Origin of the sequence: Pseudomonas inefficax (assembly GCF_900277125.1) — a bacterium.
Taxonomy (GTDB): Bacteria; Pseudomonadota; Gammaproteobacteria; order Pseudomonadales; family Pseudomonadaceae; genus Aquipseudomonas; species Aquipseudomonas inefficax.
Genome location: NZ_OPYN01000020.1, coordinates 13,641 through 29,495 on the forward strand (window position 1 = coordinate 13,641; position 15,855 = coordinate 29,495).

17 protein-coding genes are annotated in these 15,855 nt (G+C 64.1%); 10 read left to right on the top strand and 7 right to left on the bottom strand.

Annotated elements, in window-relative coordinates; all coding sequences use genetic code 11:
• Positions 1–50: 50 nt before the first annotated feature.
• The 7 genes from JV551A3_RS02365 (at position 51) to JV551A3_RS02400 (ending at position 5,687) form a co-directional block, all read left to right on the top strand.
• Positions 51–689, top strand: a complete 639-nt coding sequence (locus JV551A3_RS02365; RefSeq protein WP_013970445.1) for a peroxiredoxin — start codon at positions 51–53, stop codon at positions 687–689.
• A 287-nt stretch (positions 690–976) separates the two neighbouring features.
• Positions 977–1,570, top strand: a complete 594-nt coding sequence (gene ssuE, locus JV551A3_RS02375; protein WP_133969933.1) for an NADPH-dependent FMN reductase — start codon at positions 977–979, stop codon at positions 1,568–1,570.
• Positions 1,571–1,654: 84 nt separating this feature from the next.
• The gene (locus JV551A3_RS02380; RefSeq protein ID WP_133969934.1) at positions 1,655–2,620 is read left to right on the top strand and encodes a sulfonate ABC transporter substrate-binding protein; all 966 of its coding nucleotides are present in this window, start codon (positions 1,655–1,657) and stop codon (positions 2,618–2,620) included.
• Positions 2,621–2,678: 58 nt separating this feature from the next.
• Positions 2,679–3,827 (top strand): FMNH2-dependent alkanesulfonate monooxygenase, encoded by a 1,149-nt coding sequence (gene ssuD, locus JV551A3_RS02385; RefSeq protein WP_025337326.1) that lies wholly within the window; start codon positions 2,679–2,681, stop codon positions 3,825–3,827.
• 10 nt (positions 3,828–3,837) lie between these two features.
• Positions 3,838–4,635, top strand: a complete 798-nt coding sequence (ssuC, locus tag JV551A3_RS02390) for an aliphatic sulfonate ABC transporter permease SsuC (protein WP_112251300.1) — start codon at positions 3,838–3,840, stop codon at positions 4,633–4,635.
• The gene (gene ssuB / locus JV551A3_RS02395) at positions 4,632–5,444 is read left to right on the top strand and encodes an aliphatic sulfonates ABC transporter ATP-binding protein (protein ID WP_013970450.1); all 813 of its coding nucleotides are present in this window, start codon (positions 4,632–4,634) and stop codon (positions 5,442–5,444) included. The genes ssuC and ssuB overlap by 4 nt, the downstream gene beginning before the upstream one ends.
• 27 nt (positions 5,445–5,471) lie before the next feature.
• Positions 5,472–5,687 carry a TOBE domain-containing protein gene (locus tag JV551A3_RS02400; RefSeq protein WP_003255829.1) on the top strand — a complete coding sequence of 72 codons (216 nt, stop codon included), beginning with the start codon at positions 5,472–5,474 and terminating at the stop codon, positions 5,685–5,687.
• 129 nt (positions 5,688–5,816) lie between these two features.
• On the opposite strand, the gene JV551A3_RS02405 is transcribed toward JV551A3_RS02400, so the two are convergent.
• The 4 genes from JV551A3_RS02405 to JV551A3_RS02420 all read right to left on the bottom strand — a co-directional run bounded on the left by JV551A3_RS02405 (position 5,817) and on the right by JV551A3_RS02420 (position 11,020).
• Positions 5,817–6,449: a TetR/AcrR family transcriptional regulator gene (locus JV551A3_RS02405; RefSeq protein WP_133969935.1), complete on the bottom strand. Its 633-nt coding sequence runs from the start codon at positions 6,447–6,449 to the stop codon at positions 5,817–5,819.
• Entirely contained in the window at positions 6,449–8,026 is a 1,578-nt protein-coding gene (gshA, locus tag JV551A3_RS02410; RefSeq protein ID WP_166674204.1) for a glutamate--cysteine ligase, read from the bottom strand. The genes JV551A3_RS02405 and gshA overlap by 1 nt, the downstream gene beginning before the upstream one ends.
• A 286-nt stretch (positions 8,027–8,312) precedes the next feature.
• Positions 8,313–8,696, bottom strand: coding sequence for a PaaI family thioesterase (locus JV551A3_RS02415; RefSeq protein ID WP_133969937.1), 384 nt, complete (start codon positions 8,694–8,696; stop codon positions 8,313–8,315).
• Positions 8,696–11,020, bottom strand: a complete 2,325-nt coding sequence (locus tag JV551A3_RS02420; RefSeq protein ID WP_133969938.1) for a Tex family protein — start codon at positions 11,018–11,020, stop codon at positions 8,696–8,698. The genes JV551A3_RS02415 and JV551A3_RS02420 overlap by 1 nt, the downstream gene beginning before the upstream one ends.
• Before the next feature lie 217 nt (positions 11,021–11,237).
• Here JV551A3_RS02420 and ompR point away from each other — a divergent pair, with 217 nt between their 5' ends.
• Complete coding sequence (gene ompR, locus JV551A3_RS02425) at positions 11,238–11,978, top strand: osmolarity response regulator transcription factor OmpR (protein ID WP_112251314.1); 741 nt, start codon at positions 11,238–11,240, stop codon at positions 11,976–11,978.
• Positions 11,979–11,991: 13 nt separating this feature from the next.
• The gene (locus tag JV551A3_RS02430) at positions 11,992–13,305 is read left to right on the top strand and encodes an ATP-binding protein (RefSeq protein WP_112251316.1); all 1,314 of its coding nucleotides are present in this window, start codon (positions 11,992–11,994) and stop codon (positions 13,303–13,305) included.
• A 120-nt stretch (positions 13,306–13,425) separates the two neighbouring features.
• Here JV551A3_RS02430 and rimK read toward each other — a convergent pair whose 3' ends face one another.
• Both rimK and rimB read right to left on the bottom strand, forming a co-directional pair.
• Positions 13,426–14,331 carry a 30S ribosomal protein S6--L-glutamate ligase gene (gene rimK / locus JV551A3_RS02435; RefSeq protein WP_015268602.1) on the bottom strand — a complete coding sequence of 302 codons (906 nt, stop codon included), beginning with the start codon at positions 14,329–14,331 and terminating at the stop codon, positions 13,426–13,428.
• Positions 14,328–14,810: a retropepsin-like aspartic endopeptidase RimB gene (rimB, locus tag JV551A3_RS02440; RefSeq protein WP_041166351.1), complete on the bottom strand. Its 483-nt coding sequence runs from the start codon at positions 14,808–14,810 to the stop codon at positions 14,328–14,330. Before rimB ends, rimK begins: the two co-directional genes overlap by 4 nt.
• A gap of 109 nt (positions 14,811–14,919) precedes the next feature.
• On the opposite strand from rimB, the gene JV551A3_RS02445 reads away from it, so the two are divergent.
• Entirely contained in the window at positions 14,920–15,321 is a 402-nt protein-coding gene (locus tag JV551A3_RS02445) for an RNA-binding S4 domain-containing protein (RefSeq protein ID WP_013970457.1), read from the top strand.
• A 129-nt stretch (positions 15,322–15,450) separates the two neighbouring features.
• On the opposite strand, the gene JV551A3_RS02450 is transcribed toward JV551A3_RS02445, so the two are convergent.
• Positions 15,451–15,855 (bottom strand): phosphatase PAP2 family protein (locus JV551A3_RS02450; RefSeq protein ID WP_133978295.1); only part of this gene is annotated, 405 nt, incomplete at its 5' end.

Here is a 15,855-nt window from a genome sequence, read left to right on the forward strand (position 1 = left end):
AGGCACATTGAACCCACACGGTACAGAACCCAGCACAGGAGCCGCAGCCCATGAGCCTAAAACTCGGCGATATCGCCCCCGATTTCGAACAGGATTCCAGCGAAGGCAAGATCCGCTTCCACGAGTGGCTGGGCAACAGCTGGGGGGTTCTGTTCTCCCACCCGGCCGACTTCACCCCGGTGTGCACCACCGAGCTGGGCCTGACCGCCAAGCTGAAGGATGATTTCGCCAAACGCGGTGTCAAGGCCATCGCCCTGTCGGTGGACCCGGTCGATTCGCACCACCGCTGGATCGATGACATCAACGAAACCCAGAACACCGTGGTCAACTTCCCGATCATCGCCGACGCCGACCGCAAGGTGTCCGACCTGTACGACCTCATTCACCCGAACGCCAGCGACACCCTGACCGTGCGCTCGCTGTTCGTCATCGACCCGAACAAGAAGGTGCGCCTGACCATCACCTACCCGGCCAGTACCGGGCGCAACTTCAACGAAATCTTGCGGGTGATCGACTCGCTGCAGCTGACCGACAACCACAAGGTCGCCACACCAGGGAACTGGCAGGACGGTGACGACGTGGTGATCGTGCCTTCGCTGAAGGATGAGGAAGAGATCAAGCAGCGCTTCCCCAAAGGTTACCGGGCGGTCAAACCCTATCTGCGGCTGACCCCGCAGCCCAATCGTTAAAGGATTCCTCGTTGCATTGCTCTTAGCCAAGCAGGGATATTCGGGCCGTTTCGACGGCCCTTTTTTATGTCCGCTGAAACCGCGTGAGCTTCTTCGCGGGCGCGCCCGCTCCCACAGGGATAGCGTAATTCTCAGGCTTTGTGCGGTCCCTGTGGGAGCGGGCGTGCCCGCGAATAGGCCTTTGAAGCTAAAAGCAAAAATGGAATAAACAAATGAAAAAATATGATTTCTAGATATATGCCTCGGCTGTTAATGTCACCTCCAACAGAACACAAGGAAGCGCTGCAATGCTGGTCGTATCAATCGGTGGAAGCCCCAGTACCCGTTCACGCTCCGGCGTGCTGCTGGAGAGTTCTCGCCAGTGGCTGCAGGGTCGGGGCGTCGAGGTAGTGACGTTCCAGGTACGTGACTTTCCCGCCGAAGACCTGCTGCACGCCCGTTTCGACAGCCCGCAGGTGCAGCACTTCCAGCAGCTGGTGGCCCAGGCCGATGGCCTGATCGTCGCCACGCCGGTGTACAAGGCCTCGTTCGCCGGTGCCCTGAAAACCTTGCTCGACCTGCTGCCCGAACGCGCCCTGGCACACAAGATCGTGTTGCCAATCGCCACCGGCGGCAGCATCGCCCACATGCTGGCGGTGGATTACGCACTGAAACCCGTGCTGTCGGCACTCAAGGCGCAAGAGACCCTGCAAGGGATCTTCGCCGACGACAGCCAGGTCGCCTACGCAGAAGGCAACAGGCCCGCGCAGCTGGCAGCGGCGCTGGAAGAACGCCTGCAGGACGCGCTGGATACCTTCCATGTTGCACTGGCCCGCCGGCCGCGCCCCGTGGCACCCGGCGTATTGAACGAACGCCTGATCAGCGCTCGCTGGAGCATCTGACTGGCTTGACCCGCTTCACCACCTTACTCGCCCGACAACGAGGCAAGCAGGTGCAACCCGAACCCACTCGCACAGGAGAGCGCCATGCGCACAGTCTTCTTGCGTCGCGGTCTGGTCGCCCTGTTTGCGGCGGCTGTGTCCTTCGGCGCCATCACCCAAGCCCAGGCCGAGAGCCTGCGTATCGGTTACCAGAAATACGGCACCCTGGTGCTGCTCAAGGCCAAGGGCACGCTGGAAAAGCGCCTGGCCGAGCAGGGCGTGCAGGTGCAATGGACCGAGTTCCCCGGCGGCCCGCAGCTGCTTGAGGGGCTGAACGTCGGCTCCATCGATTTTGGCGTCACCGGTGAAACTCCACCGGTGTTCGCCCAGGCCGCCGGTGCCGACCTGCTGTACGTCGCCTACGAGCCGCCAGCGCCGCACAGCGAGGCGATCCTGGTGCCGAAGGGCTCGCCAATCCAGTCGGTCAAAGACCTCAAGGGCAAGAAAGTCGCTCTCAACAAAGGCTCCAACGTTCACTACCTGCTGGTTCGCGCCCTGGACGACGCAGGCCTGAAATACAGCGATATCCAGCCGGTGTACCTGCCCCCGGCCGATGCCCGTGCCGCCTTCGAGCGCGGCAGCGTGGATGCCTGGGTGATCTGGGACCCGTACCAGGCTGCCGCCGAGAAACAGCTGCAGGCTCATACCCTGCGCGACGGCAAGGGCCTGGTCGACAACCATCAGTTCTACCTGGCCACCCGCAACTACGCGACCCAGCACCCGGCGGTAATCAACACCCTGATCGAAGAAGTGCGCGCCGTGGGTGAATGGTCCCAGGCCAACCCGCAGGAAGTGACCGACCAGGTCGCACCGCTGCTCGGCCTGCCCGCCGACATCACCCTGACCTCGGTCAAGCGCCAAGGCTACGGTGCCGCGCCGCTCACCCCGGAAGTGGTGGCCGCGCAACAGAAGATCGCTGACACGTTCCAGGCACTGAAGCTGATTCCCAAGCCGCTGAGCATCAAGGACGTGATCTGGACACCCCCGGCCAAGGTCGCCAGTGCGCCTTGATTGATTTGCCTGCGCCGGGGCGTCGCCCTGGCTGAGCCCCCTTGAGGAGACAACTCCAATGAGCCTGAACATCTTCTGGTTTCTTCCTACCCACGGTGACGGCAAGTACCTGGGTACCTCCGATGGCGCGCGCGCCGTCGACCATGGCTACCTGCAGCAGATCGCCCAGGCGGCCGACCGGCTTGGCTTTGGTGGCGTGCTGATCCCTACCGGGCGTTCCTGCGAGGACTCCTGGCTGGTCGCGGCATCGCTGATTCCGGTGACCCAGCGCCTGAAGTTCCTGGTCGCCCTGCGCCCCGGGATCATTTCGCCGACCGTGGCGGCACGCCAGGCAGCAACCCTTGATCGCCTGTCCAACGGCCGCGCGCTGTTCAACCTGGTGACCGGTGGCGACCCGGACGAGTTGGCCGGTGACGGCCTGCACCTGAACCATCAGGAACGTTATGAAGCCTCTGTGGAGTTCACCCGTATCTGGCGCAAGGTGCTGGAAGGCGAGGTGGTCGACTACGACGGCAAGCACATCCAGGTGAAGGGCGCCAAGCTGCTCTATCCGCCAATCCAGCAACCACGCCCGCCACTGTATTTCGGCGGTTCCTCCGAAGCCGCACAGGATTTGGCCGCGGAGCAGGTCGAGCTGTACCTGACCTGGGGCGAGCCGCCGAGTGCGGTTGCTGAAAAAATTGCCCAGGTGCGTGAGAAAGCCGCCGCCCAGGGTCGCGAAGTGCGCTTTGGCATCCGCCTGCACGTGATCGTGCGGGAAACCAACGAAGAAGCCTGGGCCGCTGCCGACAAGCTGATCTCGCACCTGGACGACGACACCATCGCTCGCGCCCAGGCCTCGCTGGCGCGCTTCGACTCGGTCGGCCAGCAACGAATGGCAGCCCTGCACAACGGCAACCGTGACAAGCTGGAGGTCAGCCCCAACCTGTGGGCTGGTGTCGGCCTGGTGCGTGGTGGTGCCGGTACCGCGCTGGTGGGGGATGGCCCGACCGTTGCGGCACGGGTCAAGGAATACGCCGAGCTGGGTATCGATACGTTCATCTTTTCCGGCTACCCGCACCTGGAAGAGTCGTACCGGGTGGCCGAGCTGCTGTTCCCGCACCTGGATGTGCAACGCCCGGAGCAAGCCAAGACCGGTGGTTATGTGAGCCCGTTTGGCGAAATGGTGGCCAACGACATCCTGCCCAAGTCCGTTGCGCAGAGCTGAGGGCCAGGCCATGAGTCGTGCAACCTCCAACAACCTAGGCCAGCGCCTGGCGCCATGGGCGCTACCGGTACTGCTGCTGGCCGTATGGCAGCTGGCGGTCAGCGCCGGCTGGCTGTCGACGCGCATCCTGCCGGCGCCCAGCGCCGTGCTCAGCGCCGGCGTCGAGCTGGTACGCAGCGGCGAGATCTGGACCCACCTGGCCATCAGTGGCTGGCGTGCCGGGCTGGGCTTCCTCATCGGTGGCAGCATCGGCCTGGTGCTGGGCTTCATCACCGGCCTGTCGAACTGGGGCGAACGCCTGCTCGACAGCTCGGTGCAGATGATCCGCAACGTGCCGCACCTGGCGCTGATCCCGCTGGTGATCCTGTGGTTCGGTATCGACGAGTCGGCAAAGATCTTCCTGGTCGCGCTGGGCACGCTGTTCCCGATCTACCTGAACACTTATCACGGCATCCGCAACGTCGACCCGGCGCTGGTGGAAATGGCGCGCAGCTACGGCCTGTCCGGCTTCAGCCTGTTCCGCCAGGTGATCCTGCCTGGGGCGCTGCCTTCGATCCTGGTAGGCGTGCGTTTCGCTCTGGGCTTCATGTGGCTGACCCTGATCGTTGCCGAAACCATTTCGGCCAGCTCCGGCATCGGCTACCTGGCAATGAACGCCCGTGAGTTCCTGCAGACCGACGTGGTGGTGCTGGCCATCGTCCTGTATGCCGTGCTCGGCAAACTCGCCGACCTCGCCGCCCGCGGCCTGGAACGTGTGTGGCTGCGCTGGCACCCGGCCTATCAAGTGGCGAAGAAGGAGGGCGCATGACCGTACTCAAGGAACAGCCGCCGCGCCTGCTGCGTGGCATCCCGCTGGCCTCCAGCGGCCTGCGCAAGACCTTTGGCCAGCGCGAAGTGCTCAAGGGCATCGAGCTACACATTCCTGCCGGTCAGTTTGTCGCCATCGTCGGCCGCAGTGGCTGCGGCAAAAGTACCTTGCTGCGCCTGCTGGCTGGCCTCGACCAGCCCACTGCAGGCCAGTTGCTGGCCGGTGCGGCGCCGCTGGAACAGGCCCGCGAAGAAACCCGCCTGATGTTCCAGGACGCGCGTCTGCTGCCATGGAAGAAGGTAATCGACAACGTTGGCCTGGGCCTGTCTGGCGACTGGCGCCCGCGTGCGCTGGAAGCGTTGGAGTCGGTTGGCCTGGCCGACCGCGCCAATGAATGGCCGGCGGCTCTGTCGGGTGGCCAGAAGCAGCGCGTGGCCTTGGCCCGGGCGCTGATTCATCAGCCGCGCCTGCTGCTGCTGGACGAACCGCTCGGTGCGCTGGATGCATTGACCCGTATCGAGATGCAGCAACTGATCGAACGCCTGTGGCGTCAGCACGGCTTCACCGTGTTGCTGGTTACCCACGATGTCAGCGAGGCAGTCGCCGTGGCTGACCGGGTCATTCTGATCGAGGACGGCGAGGTCGGGCTCGACCTCACTGTCGACCTGGCACGGCCTCGGGCGCGTGGTTCGCACCGCCTGGCCGCGCTGGAAAGCGAAGTACTCAACCGTGTTCTGTCGGCCCCGGGCGCTGCGCCTGAGCCGGATCCTGTAGCCCCTTTGCCCACGCAACTGCGTTGGGCGCACTGAACCCCAGAAGCCAAAAGGAAGCAAATCATGACTATCAAAGCCATCAACGTTCGCAACCAGTTCAAAGGCACCGTGAAAGAAATCCTCGAAGGCCCGGTACTGTCGGAAATCGACGTGCAGACTGCTTCGGGCATCGTCACTTCGGTCATCACCACTCGCTCCGTGCGTGAACTGGAGCTGCAGGTGGGCAGTGAGGTTATTGCCTTCGTGAAGTCGACTGAAGTGTCCATCGCCAAGCTGTGATGCGGGCTTCTGGGGCTGCTCTGCAGCCCTATCGCGACACAAGGCCGCTCCCACATTTGTCCGGTGTACGCGGGACCATGTGGGAGCGGCCTTGTGTCGCGATAGGGCCGCAACGCGGCCCCAAAATCTTCAGCTGGAACGCTTGGCCAGAAACGGCGGCAGATACAACCCCAGATACGCCTCGAACACCCGCTTGCCTTCCTCGGCCATGCGCGGTGTGATCGCCTCATGCAGCTGCACTGACCGCGCATACACCCGGTCGCTCAATTCCATGGCCAGGGCAAACACGTCCACATCCGCCGGCATCACCGGCAGATGAAAGTGCTGGTCGAACAACTTGTGCATCAAGTCGCCCAGTTCCATGTCGTGCTGCCGGTCGGCCTGCACCACTTCGCTCAGGCCATGCTGGGCCAGGATCAGTTGCCGCGCCGCCGCGTCCTCGTTGTAGATATCCAGCATGCGCTGCTCGATCAGCCGTGACAGTTCGTGCCAGGTGTTGACCGCACTGCTGTCGATCGGCGCGCTCAGCGCTTCACGGAAGGCCCGGTGTACATCGGCCGTCAACGCCTCCAGCAGCGCCGGCACGCTGGCGAAAAAGTGGTACACCGAAGACGGTGGAATCTGCGCACGCTCGGCCACGCTGTAGATCGACAGGCTTGCCACCCCCAGCTCGGCCAGCAACTCGCGTGCAGCCGCCAGGATCGCCTCGATCCTGGCCTGGCTGCTGGCGCGCGGCCTGCGCGGGGAAGCAGCGCGGGTCATCAGTTGCTGATCGCCAGGATGCTGGCCTGGTAGGCGCCGACGAACAGGTCGAAGTCGCCGACCTCCTGCTGTTCCAGGCGCGACTGCTCGGCCAGCGAGTCGCGGGCGAGGGTTTCAAAAGCCTGCTGGCGCTCGACCGGCAGTGGCTGCTCGCGGAAGGTTTCGGCGTGGATACGGCTTTGGCGCAGGGAAAACTGGACGAAGCTCTCGTCATGCTCGGTCATGCGTGCCAGCACCTGGGCCGAAGGCGTCAGCGAGGCATCGTCGACCTTGGCCTGTTGGGCATCCAGGGCCTTGCCGTGTTCTGCACTACCTTGCGCCTGGTCGAGCAGCTCGGCCAGTGGGCGGATACGCTCGATCAGCTCGCTGGCCCAGGCCTTCAGGCCAATCAGCTGACCATCGCGGCGCAGTTCCAGGCCCGGGCGACGGCCTTCCTTGACCACGGTCAGGAAATTGCTGGTGCACTGGCCGCATTCGCCGTTATCCAGTTGCGGGCTGTCTTCCAGCGCGCAGAACAGCAGGAACGCGTCGAGGAAGCGTGCCTCGGTCAGGTCGATGCCCACCGGCAGGAACGGGTTGATGTCCAGGCAACGCACTTCCACGTACTGCACGCCGCGCGAGGTCAGGGCCTGGATCGGCCGCTCGCCGGTGTAGGTGACGCGCTTGGGGCGAATGTTCGAGTAGTACTCGTTCTCGATCTGCAGGATGTTGGTGTTCAGCTGTACCCACTCGCCATCCACGTGCGTGCCGACTTCGACGTAAGGCGGGTAGGGCGTGCCTACCGCCTTGCGCAGGCTGTCGGTATAGCTGGCCAGGTTGTTGTAGCACGGCGTGAGGCCGGCCTGGGCGTTGCTCTGGTAGCCCAGGTCGCTCATGCGCAGGCTGGTGGCGTAGGGCAGGTACAGGGTTTCGGCGTCCAGCTCTTCGAGCTGGTGCGGGCGGCCACGCAGGAAGCCTTTGTCCAGTGCCGGCGAGGCGCCGAACAGGTACATCAGCAGCCAGCTGTAGCGGCGGAAATTGCGGATCAGCGCGATATAGGCCGACGACTGGTAGTCGCGGTCGCTCTCGCTGCTACCTTCGCTTGCGCGCAGCAGCGGCCACAGCGCCTCTGGCAGCGAGAAGTTGTAATGGATACCGGCGATGCACTGCATGGTGCGGCCGTAGCGCAGGGCCAGGCCCTTGCGGTAGACGTGCTTGAGCTTGCCGATGTTCGAGCTGCCGTACTCGGCGATCGGGATGTCCTCCTCGGCCGGCAGCGTGCAGGGCATCGACGGGCTCCACAGGTATTCGTCGCCCAGCTTGCTGTAGACGAAACGGTGGGTCTCTTCGAGGCTTTCCAGCACCTTGGCCGGGTCGGGCAGGGCCGGGGTGATGAACTCCAGCAGCGACTCGGAATAATCGGTGGTGATCTGCTCGTTGGTCAGCGCCGATCCCAGGGCTTGCGGATGCGGGGTCTGGGCCAGGCGACCTTCGTTGGTCACGCGCAGGCATTCGCGCTCAATACCGTGCAGGCACTGCTTGAGCAGGGGGAGATTGGCGCCGAGCAGGCTCAGGCGGCGGTTGAGGAGGTCGCTCAAGATGTATTCCTTCACGCGTCGGTCGCCCCAATATGGGGGTAGAAAAGACGGTCTACAAGGGTAGTGGGAAAAGGAACTGGCGTTGTCGCCTGGTTTACGCGGTTCCGGCATTGCGCAGCGCCGACTTTGGGGGCCGCTGCGCGCCCCATTGCCGGCAAGCCGGGCTCCCACAGGTGCACCACGATTTCAGGCTTGTGGATTACCTGTGAGAGCCCGGCTTGCCGGCGATGGGGCGCGAAGCGGCCCCTTGCTGTTGCCGAAAATACCGCAGATACCGCCTGGTGGGCTAGAGAACGGCAAAGGTTCCTTGCGCTTTCGCCACCAGCTTGTCGCCCTGGACTACGTCGGCGTCGACCACCAGGGTGCGCCGCCCGGCGTGCAGCACACGGGCGGTGCACAGCACCTCGCCGTCACTGACGGCGCGCATGTAGTTGATCTTGCACTCGATGGTGACGCTTTGCTGGTCGAAGCCATGGCTGGCCGAGCAGGCCAGGCCCATGGCGATGTCCACCAGGCTGAAGATCGCCCCGCCGTGCAGCTTCTGGCCACGGTTGCGCAAGTGTGGCTCGAGCGCCAGGGCTACCTCGGCAACACCTGTTTCCAGGCGTTGCAGGCGGCAGCCCAGGAGGTGGCTGAAGGCGCTTTCAACGTACTCGCGTGGTACGTCCATCACTTCTTCTTCAGCTGCTTGGCGTTGGCGAACAGCGCGGCCATCGCGTTATTGGCCGGGGCAGCAGTGGCGGTTTCGCGCTGGCGCGGCGCCTGCTGCTGGCGGTTGCCGCCATTGCCACGGTTACCGCCGCGGTTGCCTTCGACCTTTTCGCCCGGGGTGTCGCTCATGCGCATGGAAAGGCCGACGCGTTTGCGCGGGATGTCCACTTCCATGACCTTGACCTTGACCACGTCACCGGCCTTGACTGCTTCACGTGGGTCCTTGATGAATTTCTCCGACAACGCCGAAATGTGCACCAGGCCGTCCTGGTGCACGCCGATGTCGACGAATGCACCGAAGTTGGTGACGTTGGTCACCACGCCTTCGAGGATCATGCCCGGTTCCAGGTCCTTGAGGTCTTCGACGCCGTCCTGGAAGGTGGCAGTCTTGAACTCGGGGCGTGGGTCGCGGCCAGGCTTGTCCAGTTCCTGCAGGATGTCGGTGACGGTCGGCAGGCCGAAGGTTTCATCGGTGAACTTCTTCGGGTCCAGGCGCTTGAGGAAGCTGCTGTCACCGATCAGCGAACGAATGTCGCGGTCGGTGTCGGCGGCAATACGCTGCACCAGCGGGTAGGCCTCGGGGTGCACTGCGGAGGCGTCCAGCGGGTTGTCGCCGTTCATCACGCGCAGGAAGCCGGCGGCCTGTTCGAAAGTTTTCTCACCCAGGCGGCTGACCTTTTTCAGTGCCGCACGAGTGGCGAACGGGCCGTTGGCATCGCGATGGGCGACGATGTTCTGCGCCAGGGTGGCGTTGAGGCCAGAGATGCGCGTCAGCAGCGCCACCGACGCAGTGTTTACGTCGACGCCCACGGCGTTCACGCAGTCCTCGACCACCGCGTCCAGGCCACGCGCCAGCTTCAGCTGGGACACGTCGTGCTGGTACTGGCCGACACCGATGGATTTCGGGTCGATCTTCACCAGTTCGGCCAGCGGGTCCTGCAAGCGGCGGGCAATCGATACGGCACCACGGATCGACACGTCCAGGTCCGGGAATTCGCGGGCGGCCAGCTCCGAGGCGGAGTACACCGAAGCGCCGGCCTCGGAGACCATGACCTTGGTGATCTTCAAGGCCGGGTACTTCTTGACCAGTTCGGTCACCAGCTTGTCGCTTTCGCGGCTGGCGGTGCCATTGCCGATGGCGATCAGCTCTACCGAATGCTTGGCGCACAACGCCGCCATGATGGAAATGGTACGGTCCCAGTCGTTCTTCGGCGCGTGCGGGTAGACCGTGGTGTGGTCCAGCAACTTGCCTGTGGCATCGACTACTGCGATCTTGCAGCCGGTACGCAGGCCCGGGTCGAAGCCCAGGGTGGCGCGAGGGCCGGCGGGGGCGGCCAGCAGCAGGTCGTGCAGGTTGTGGGCGAACACATTGATCGCCTCGCCTTCGGCGTTGTCACGCAGCTCGCCGAACAGGTCGGTTTCAAGATGGGTGTACAGCTTGACCTTCCAGGTCCAGCGCACCACTTCGCTCAGCCACTTGTCGGCAGGGCGGTTGCGGTTCTCGATGCCGACATGGTTGCTGATCATGAGTTCGCACGGGTGCAGGGTGCCGGGCAGTTCTTCACCGACTTTCAGCGAGGCGCTCAGCACGCCTTCGTTACGCCCGCGGAAAATTGCCAGGGCGCGGTGCGACGGGGCATTGCGCAGCAGTTCGTCATGGGCGAAGTAGTCGCGGAACTTGGCGCCTTCTTCTTCCTTGCCTGGCACGACACGGGCGCTGAGCACCGATTCCTGCTTGAGGAAACTGCGCAGCTTGTCGAGCAGGGCGGCGTCTTCGGCGAAGCGCTCCATGAGGATGTACTTGGCGCCTTCCAGCGCGGCCTTGACGTCGGCCACGCCCTTTTCGGCGTTGACGAAGCGTGCGGCTTCGCTTTCCGGAGCCAGGTCGGGGTTGTTGAACAGGCCGTCGGCCAGCTCGCCGAGGCCGGCTTCCAGGGCGATCTGGCCCTTGGTGCGGCGCTTCTGCTTGTACGGCAGGTACAGGTCTTCGAGGCGGGTCTTGGTATCGGCCAGCTTGATCTCGCGGGCCAGTTCCGGGGTCAGCTTGCCCTGCTCCTCGATGCTGGCCAGGATGCTGGCGCGGCGTTCGTCGAGTTCGCGCAGGTAGCGCAGGCGCTCTTCCAGATGGCGCAGCTGGGTGTCGTCCAGGCTACCGGTCACTTCCTTGCGGTAACGGGCGATGAAGGGCACAGTCGAGCCTTCGTCCAACAGGCCCACGGCCGCCTCGACCTGCTGGGGGCGTACGCCCAGTTCCTCGGCGATACGGCTGTTGATGCTGTCCATGTAAACCACCTGACATTTGTGAATACGGGGGTCGCCTGTGGGCCTGTCGCCCGGCGGCGCTGGATGAAAGCCGCGCATTATACCCATCGCAAACGGCTTGCGGTGATGGCGCCCGGCCAGTCGGAACTGGCGCCGGGGGAAAAATCTGCTAACAATGCTCACGCTACGTGCAGCAATGGCTACGCCATAATGCGCGGCGATATCAGAGGAGTTATTCATGACCGGCACGCCAAACACCGCTGAAGGTGACAAGATTCTCATCGTCGACGACGACCCGGGGCTGAGCAGCCTGCTGGAACGTTTCTTCACCAGCAAGGGCTACCGTGCCCGCGCAGTACCCAACACCGAGCAGATGGACCGCCTGCTGCAGCGTGAGGTGTTCAACCTGGTGGTGCTCGACCTGATGCTGCCTGGCGAGGATGGCCTGTCGGCGTGCAAGCGCCTGCGCCAGCAGAACAACCAGATCCCGATCATCATGCTCACTGCCAAGGGCGACGAGTTCAGCCGTATCAAGGGCCTGGAGCTGGGCGCCGACGACTACCTGGGCAAGCCGTTCAACCCGGACGAGCTGATGGCCCGGGTCAAGGCCGTGCTGCGCCGCCAGGCACCGAGCGTGCCGGGTGCGCCTGGCAGCGAAGACGAGTCGGTCACCTTCGGCGACTACGAGTTGTCGCTGGCTACCCGCGAACTCAAGCGTGGCGACGAAGTGCACATGCTCACCACCGGCGAGTTCGCCGTGCTCAAGGCCCTGGTGATGCACGCGCGCGAGCCGCTGACCCGCGACAAGCTGATGAACCTGGCGCGTGGCCGCGAATGGGATGCGCTGGAGCGCTCCATCGATGTGCAGATCTCGCGTCTGCGCCGCATGATCGAGCCGGACCCGTCCAAGCCGCGTTATATCCAGACCGTCTGGGGTGTGGGCTACGTGTTCGTGCCGGACGGAATCGCCGGTAAATGATGCCGCGCCATCGATGAAGACACCGCTCTGGTTTCCGCAAAGTTTCTTCGCCCGCACCCTGTGGCTGGTGTTGATCGTCGTCCTGTTCTCCAAGGCCTTGACCCTGGTCTACCTGTTGATGAACGAGGACGTGCTGGTCGACCGTCAGTACAGCCACGGTGTGGCGCTGACCCTGCGCGCCTATTGGGCGGCCGACGAAGAAAACCGCGACAAGATCGCCGAAGCGGCAGGCCTTATCCGGGTCACCGGTTCGGGCGTGCCCGAGGGCGAGCAGCACTGGCCCTACAGTGAAATCTACCAACGGCAAATGCAGGCCGAGTTGGGCGAGGACACCGAGGTACGGCTGCGCATTCATGCGCCGCCAGCGTTGTGGGTCAATGCGCCAAGCCTGGGCCCGGGCTGGTTGAAGGTACCGCTGTACCCGCACCCGCTGCGTGGGCAAAAGATCTGGAACGTGTTGGGTTGGTTCCTGGCCATCGGCCTGTTGTCCACCGCCTCGGCCTGGATCTTCGTGCGCCAGCTCAACCAGCCGCTCAAGCGCCTGGTATTCGCTGCCCGGCAGCTGGGCCAGGGGCGCAGCGTGCGCCTGCCGATCAGCGACACGCCCAGCGAGATGACCGAGGTGTACAAGGCCTTCAACCAGATGGCCGAGGATGTCGAGCAGGCCGGGCGCGAGCGCGAGCTGATGCTGGCCGGGGTTTCCCACGACCTGCGCACACCGCTGACGCGCCTGCGCCTGTCGTTGTCGTTGCTGGACAGCGACAACGAACTGAGCGACGACATGGTCCGCGATATCGAGGACATGGATGCGATCCTCGACCAGTTCCTGGCCTTTATCCGCGATGGCCGTGACGAGCCGGTTGAAGAGGTCGACCTGGCCGACCTGGTGCGCGAGGTGGTGGCGCCTTACAACCAGCCGGAAGAACGTGTGCGCCTGTGCCTGGAGCCGATCCCGCCGTTCCCGCTGCGCCGGGTTTCGCTCAAGCGCATGCTGGGCAACCTGATCGGCAATGCCTTGCACCACGCCGGCAAGGGGGTGGAGGTGGCCGCCTATGTGTCGGGCGACGAGAGTGCGCCGTATGTGGTGCTGAGCGTGCTGGACCGCGGTACGGGGATCGACGAGTCGGAGCTGGAGACCATCTTCAACCCGTTCATTCGTGGTGACCGGGCCCGTGGGGGCAAGGGCACCGGGCTGGGGCTGGCGATCGTCAAGCGGATCGCGGCGCAGCATGGTGGGAATGTGGAGTTGCGCAATCGCTCTGGTGGCGGGATCGAGGCGCGGGTACGGTTGCCTTTGGGGCTGTTGCTGCCGCGTAATGCTGTATGAGCTTTACCGGCCTCTTCGCGGCTAAAGCCGCTCCCACAGGTACTGCACAGGCCTGTGGGCTGCGGTGATCCTGTGGGAGCGGCCTTGTGTCGCGATGGGCTGCGCAGCAGCCCCAAAATATCAGCCCTTACCCTTGGTCCGGGTCTGATTAGGCCCGCCATTCTTCTCCAGATGCTCGATGATCATCCCGGCCACGTTCTTGCCGGTGGTCACTTCAATACCTTCCAATCCCGGCGACGAATTCACCTCCATCACCAGCGGCCCATGGTTGGAGCGCAGGATATCCACACCCGCCACGCTCAGGCCCATCACCTTGGCCGCGCGAATGGCTGTCATGCGTTCTTCCGGGGTGATCTTGATCAGGCTTGCCACCCCACCGCGGTGCAGGTTGGAGCGGAATTCCCCCGGTTTGGCCTGGCGCTTCATCGAGGCGATGACCTTGTCGCCGACCACGAAGCAGCGGATATCCGCGCCACCTGCTTCCTTGATGTATTCCTGCACCATGATGTTCTGCTTCAACCCCATGAACGCTTCGATCACCGATTCGGCGGCCTTGGTGGTTTCGCACAGCACCACGCCGATGCCCTGGGTACCTTCCAGCACCTTGATCACCAGCGGGGCGCCGTTGACCATCTGGATCAGGTCGGGTATGTCGTCCGGCGAGTGGGCGAAGCCGGTAATCGGCAGGCCGATGCCGCGCCGCGACAGCAGTTGCAGCGAACGCAGCTTGTCGCGGGAGCGGGCGATCGCTACCGACTCGTTGAGCGGGTACACACCCATCATCTCGAACTGGCGCAGCACCGCGCAGCCATAGAAAGTCACCGATGCGCCGATGCGCGGGATCACCGCGTCGAAGCCTTCCAGCGGCTTGCCGCGGTAGTGGATCTGCGGCTTGTGGCTGGCAATGTTCATGTAGGCCCGCAGGGTATCGATCACCACCATTTCGTGGCCCCGCTGGGTACCGGCCTCGACCAGGCGGCGGGTGGAATACAGACGCGGATTGCGCGACAGCACAGCGATCTTCATGCAGCACCTGTGACAGGAGAAAGGGTGGCCGGGAAGGCCGGTTTGTCTTGTACGTATTTGAGACCCGGGTTGACCACCAACTGGCCATGGATCAGGGCCTTGGAACCCAGCAACAGGCGATAACGCATGTTCTTGCGGCAGGCCAGGGTGAACTCCACCTCCCACACACCATCGCCCAGGGCCAGTGACGTGCGGATGACATAGCGGGTCTGGGCCTGGCCATTGGAGCTCTTGATGGTTTTCATGGTCACCAGCGGTGCCTCGCAGCGACGGTGGCGCAACTGCACCACCGAGCCAAGGTGTGCGGTGAAGCGGACCCAGGGCTGGCCGTCGCGCTCGAACGGTTCCACCTCGGTGGCGTGCAGGCTGGAGGTGCTGGCGCCGGTGTCGATCTTGGCGCGCAGCCCGGCCACACCAAGGTCGGGCAGGGCGACCCACTCGCGCAGGCCAATCACAGTCAAATGGTCAAATGTCTTCACGAAACGCACCCTGCGGATGAGGTGGTGAACTGTAAGCACGGCGGGGATTTTTTGCATCCGATCGTTACGGTAGTACAGTTCGATGAAACACAGCGTTCGAGGTAACGGGATGGCACAAAAAGCCGAAGACGACGACAAGGTCCGCCTGGACAAATGGCTGTGGGCGGCACGCTTCTACAAGACCCGCGCGCTGGCCAAGGCGGCGATCGAGAGTGGCAAGGTGCATTGCCGGGGTGAGCGCTGCAAGCCGGGCAAGGAACCGCGGGTGGGGGACGAGTTCGTGCTGCGCACCGGGTTCGACGAGCGCACCGTGGTGGTGAAGGCCTTGTCGGTGGTGCGGCGTGGGGCGCCAGAGGCGCAGACGTTGTACGAGGAGACCGAGGACAGCGTGCGTCGGCGTGAGCAGGCGGCGGAACTGCGCAAGGCCGGGGCGATGGGCGTTACCACCGATGGCCGGCCGACCAAGAAGCAGCGGCGGCAGATTCACCAGTTGCATGGGAGCTTCGAATAGCCGGGGCCGCTTTGCGGCCCTTTCGCGACACAAGGCCGCTCCCACAAGCAGGGCGTTGCCTGAATGCCTTATGCGGTACTTGTGGGAGCGGCCTTGTGTCGCGATGGGCTACGCAGTAGCCCCATGGCCCTAACGGGTGACAGCCATCCGTCCGACCAGCGGTAACCGGGCCAGCAGGTTGAACAACGGCGCCGTCCAGCGCAGCAGCACCGCACTCCCCTTGGCCGCCAGCGGCGTGTAGCAGCTCCAGCCCAGCGCCAGCACCGCCATCAGCAGCCCGCCGATGTAGTCATCCTGCCCCCAGTGGGCACCGGCCACCAGGCGCGGCAACATGAACAATACCGCCAACCCCCAGACCACCAGGTACTGCACCAGACGGCGGCTGAACACGCTCATGAACAGCGCCCAGACCAGCAACACCGAGGCATGATCCCCCGGGAAACTCTTGCTGGAACGGTCCTTGAGCTCCCAGGCCGCCTCCAGGTCCGGATAATAGTCGCTGAGGTGCACCACCTCGTCGAACATCATCGACGG

Bases quoted from the DNA above. Each gene is read 5' to 3' on its own strand.
- JV551A3_RS02365 (WP_013970445.1), top strand. From the start codon at position 51: ATGAGCCTAAAACTCGGCGATATCGCCCCCGATTTCGAACAGGATTCC.
- ssuE (WP_133969933.1), top strand. From the start codon at position 977: ATGCTGGTCGTATCAATCGGTGGAAGCCCCAGTACCCGTTCACGCTCC.
- JV551A3_RS02380 (WP_133969934.1), top strand. From the start codon at position 1,655: ATGCGCACAGTCTTCTTGCGTCGCGGTCTGGTCGCCCTGTTTGCGGCG.
- ssuD (WP_025337326.1), top strand. From the start codon at position 2,679: ATGAGCCTGAACATCTTCTGGTTTCTTCCTACCCACGGTGACGGCAAG.
- ssuC (WP_112251300.1), top strand. From the start codon at position 3,838: ATGAGTCGTGCAACCTCCAACAACCTAGGCCAGCGCCTGGCGCCATGG.
- ssuB (WP_013970450.1), top strand. From the start codon at position 4,632: ATGACCGTACTCAAGGAACAGCCGCCGCGCCTGCTGCGTGGCATCCCG.
- JV551A3_RS02400 (WP_003255829.1), top strand. From the start codon at position 5,472: ATGACTATCAAAGCCATCAACGTTCGCAACCAGTTCAAAGGCACCGTG.
- JV551A3_RS02405 (WP_133969935.1), bottom strand. From the start codon at position 6,449: ATGACCCGCGCTGCTTCCCCGCGCAGGCCGCGCGCCAGCAGCCAGGCC.
- JV551A3_RS02415 (WP_133969937.1), bottom strand. From the start codon at position 8,696: ATGGACGTACCACGCGAGTACGTTGAAAGCGCCTTCAGCCACCTCCTG.
- JV551A3_RS02420 (WP_133969938.1), bottom strand. From the start codon at position 11,020: ATGGACAGCATCAACAGCCGTATCGCCGAGGAACTGGGCGTACGCCCC.
- ompR (WP_112251314.1), top strand. From the start codon at position 11,238: ATGACCGGCACGCCAAACACCGCTGAAGGTGACAAGATTCTCATCGTC.
- JV551A3_RS02430 (WP_112251316.1), top strand. From the start codon at position 11,992: ATGAAGACACCGCTCTGGTTTCCGCAAAGTTTCTTCGCCCGCACCCTG.
- rimK (WP_015268602.1), bottom strand. From the start codon at position 14,331: ATGAAGATCGCTGTGCTGTCGCGCAATCCGCGTCTGTATTCCACCCGC.
- JV551A3_RS02445 (WP_013970457.1), top strand. From the start codon at position 14,920: ATGGCACAAAAAGCCGAAGACGACGACAAGGTCCGCCTGGACAAATGG.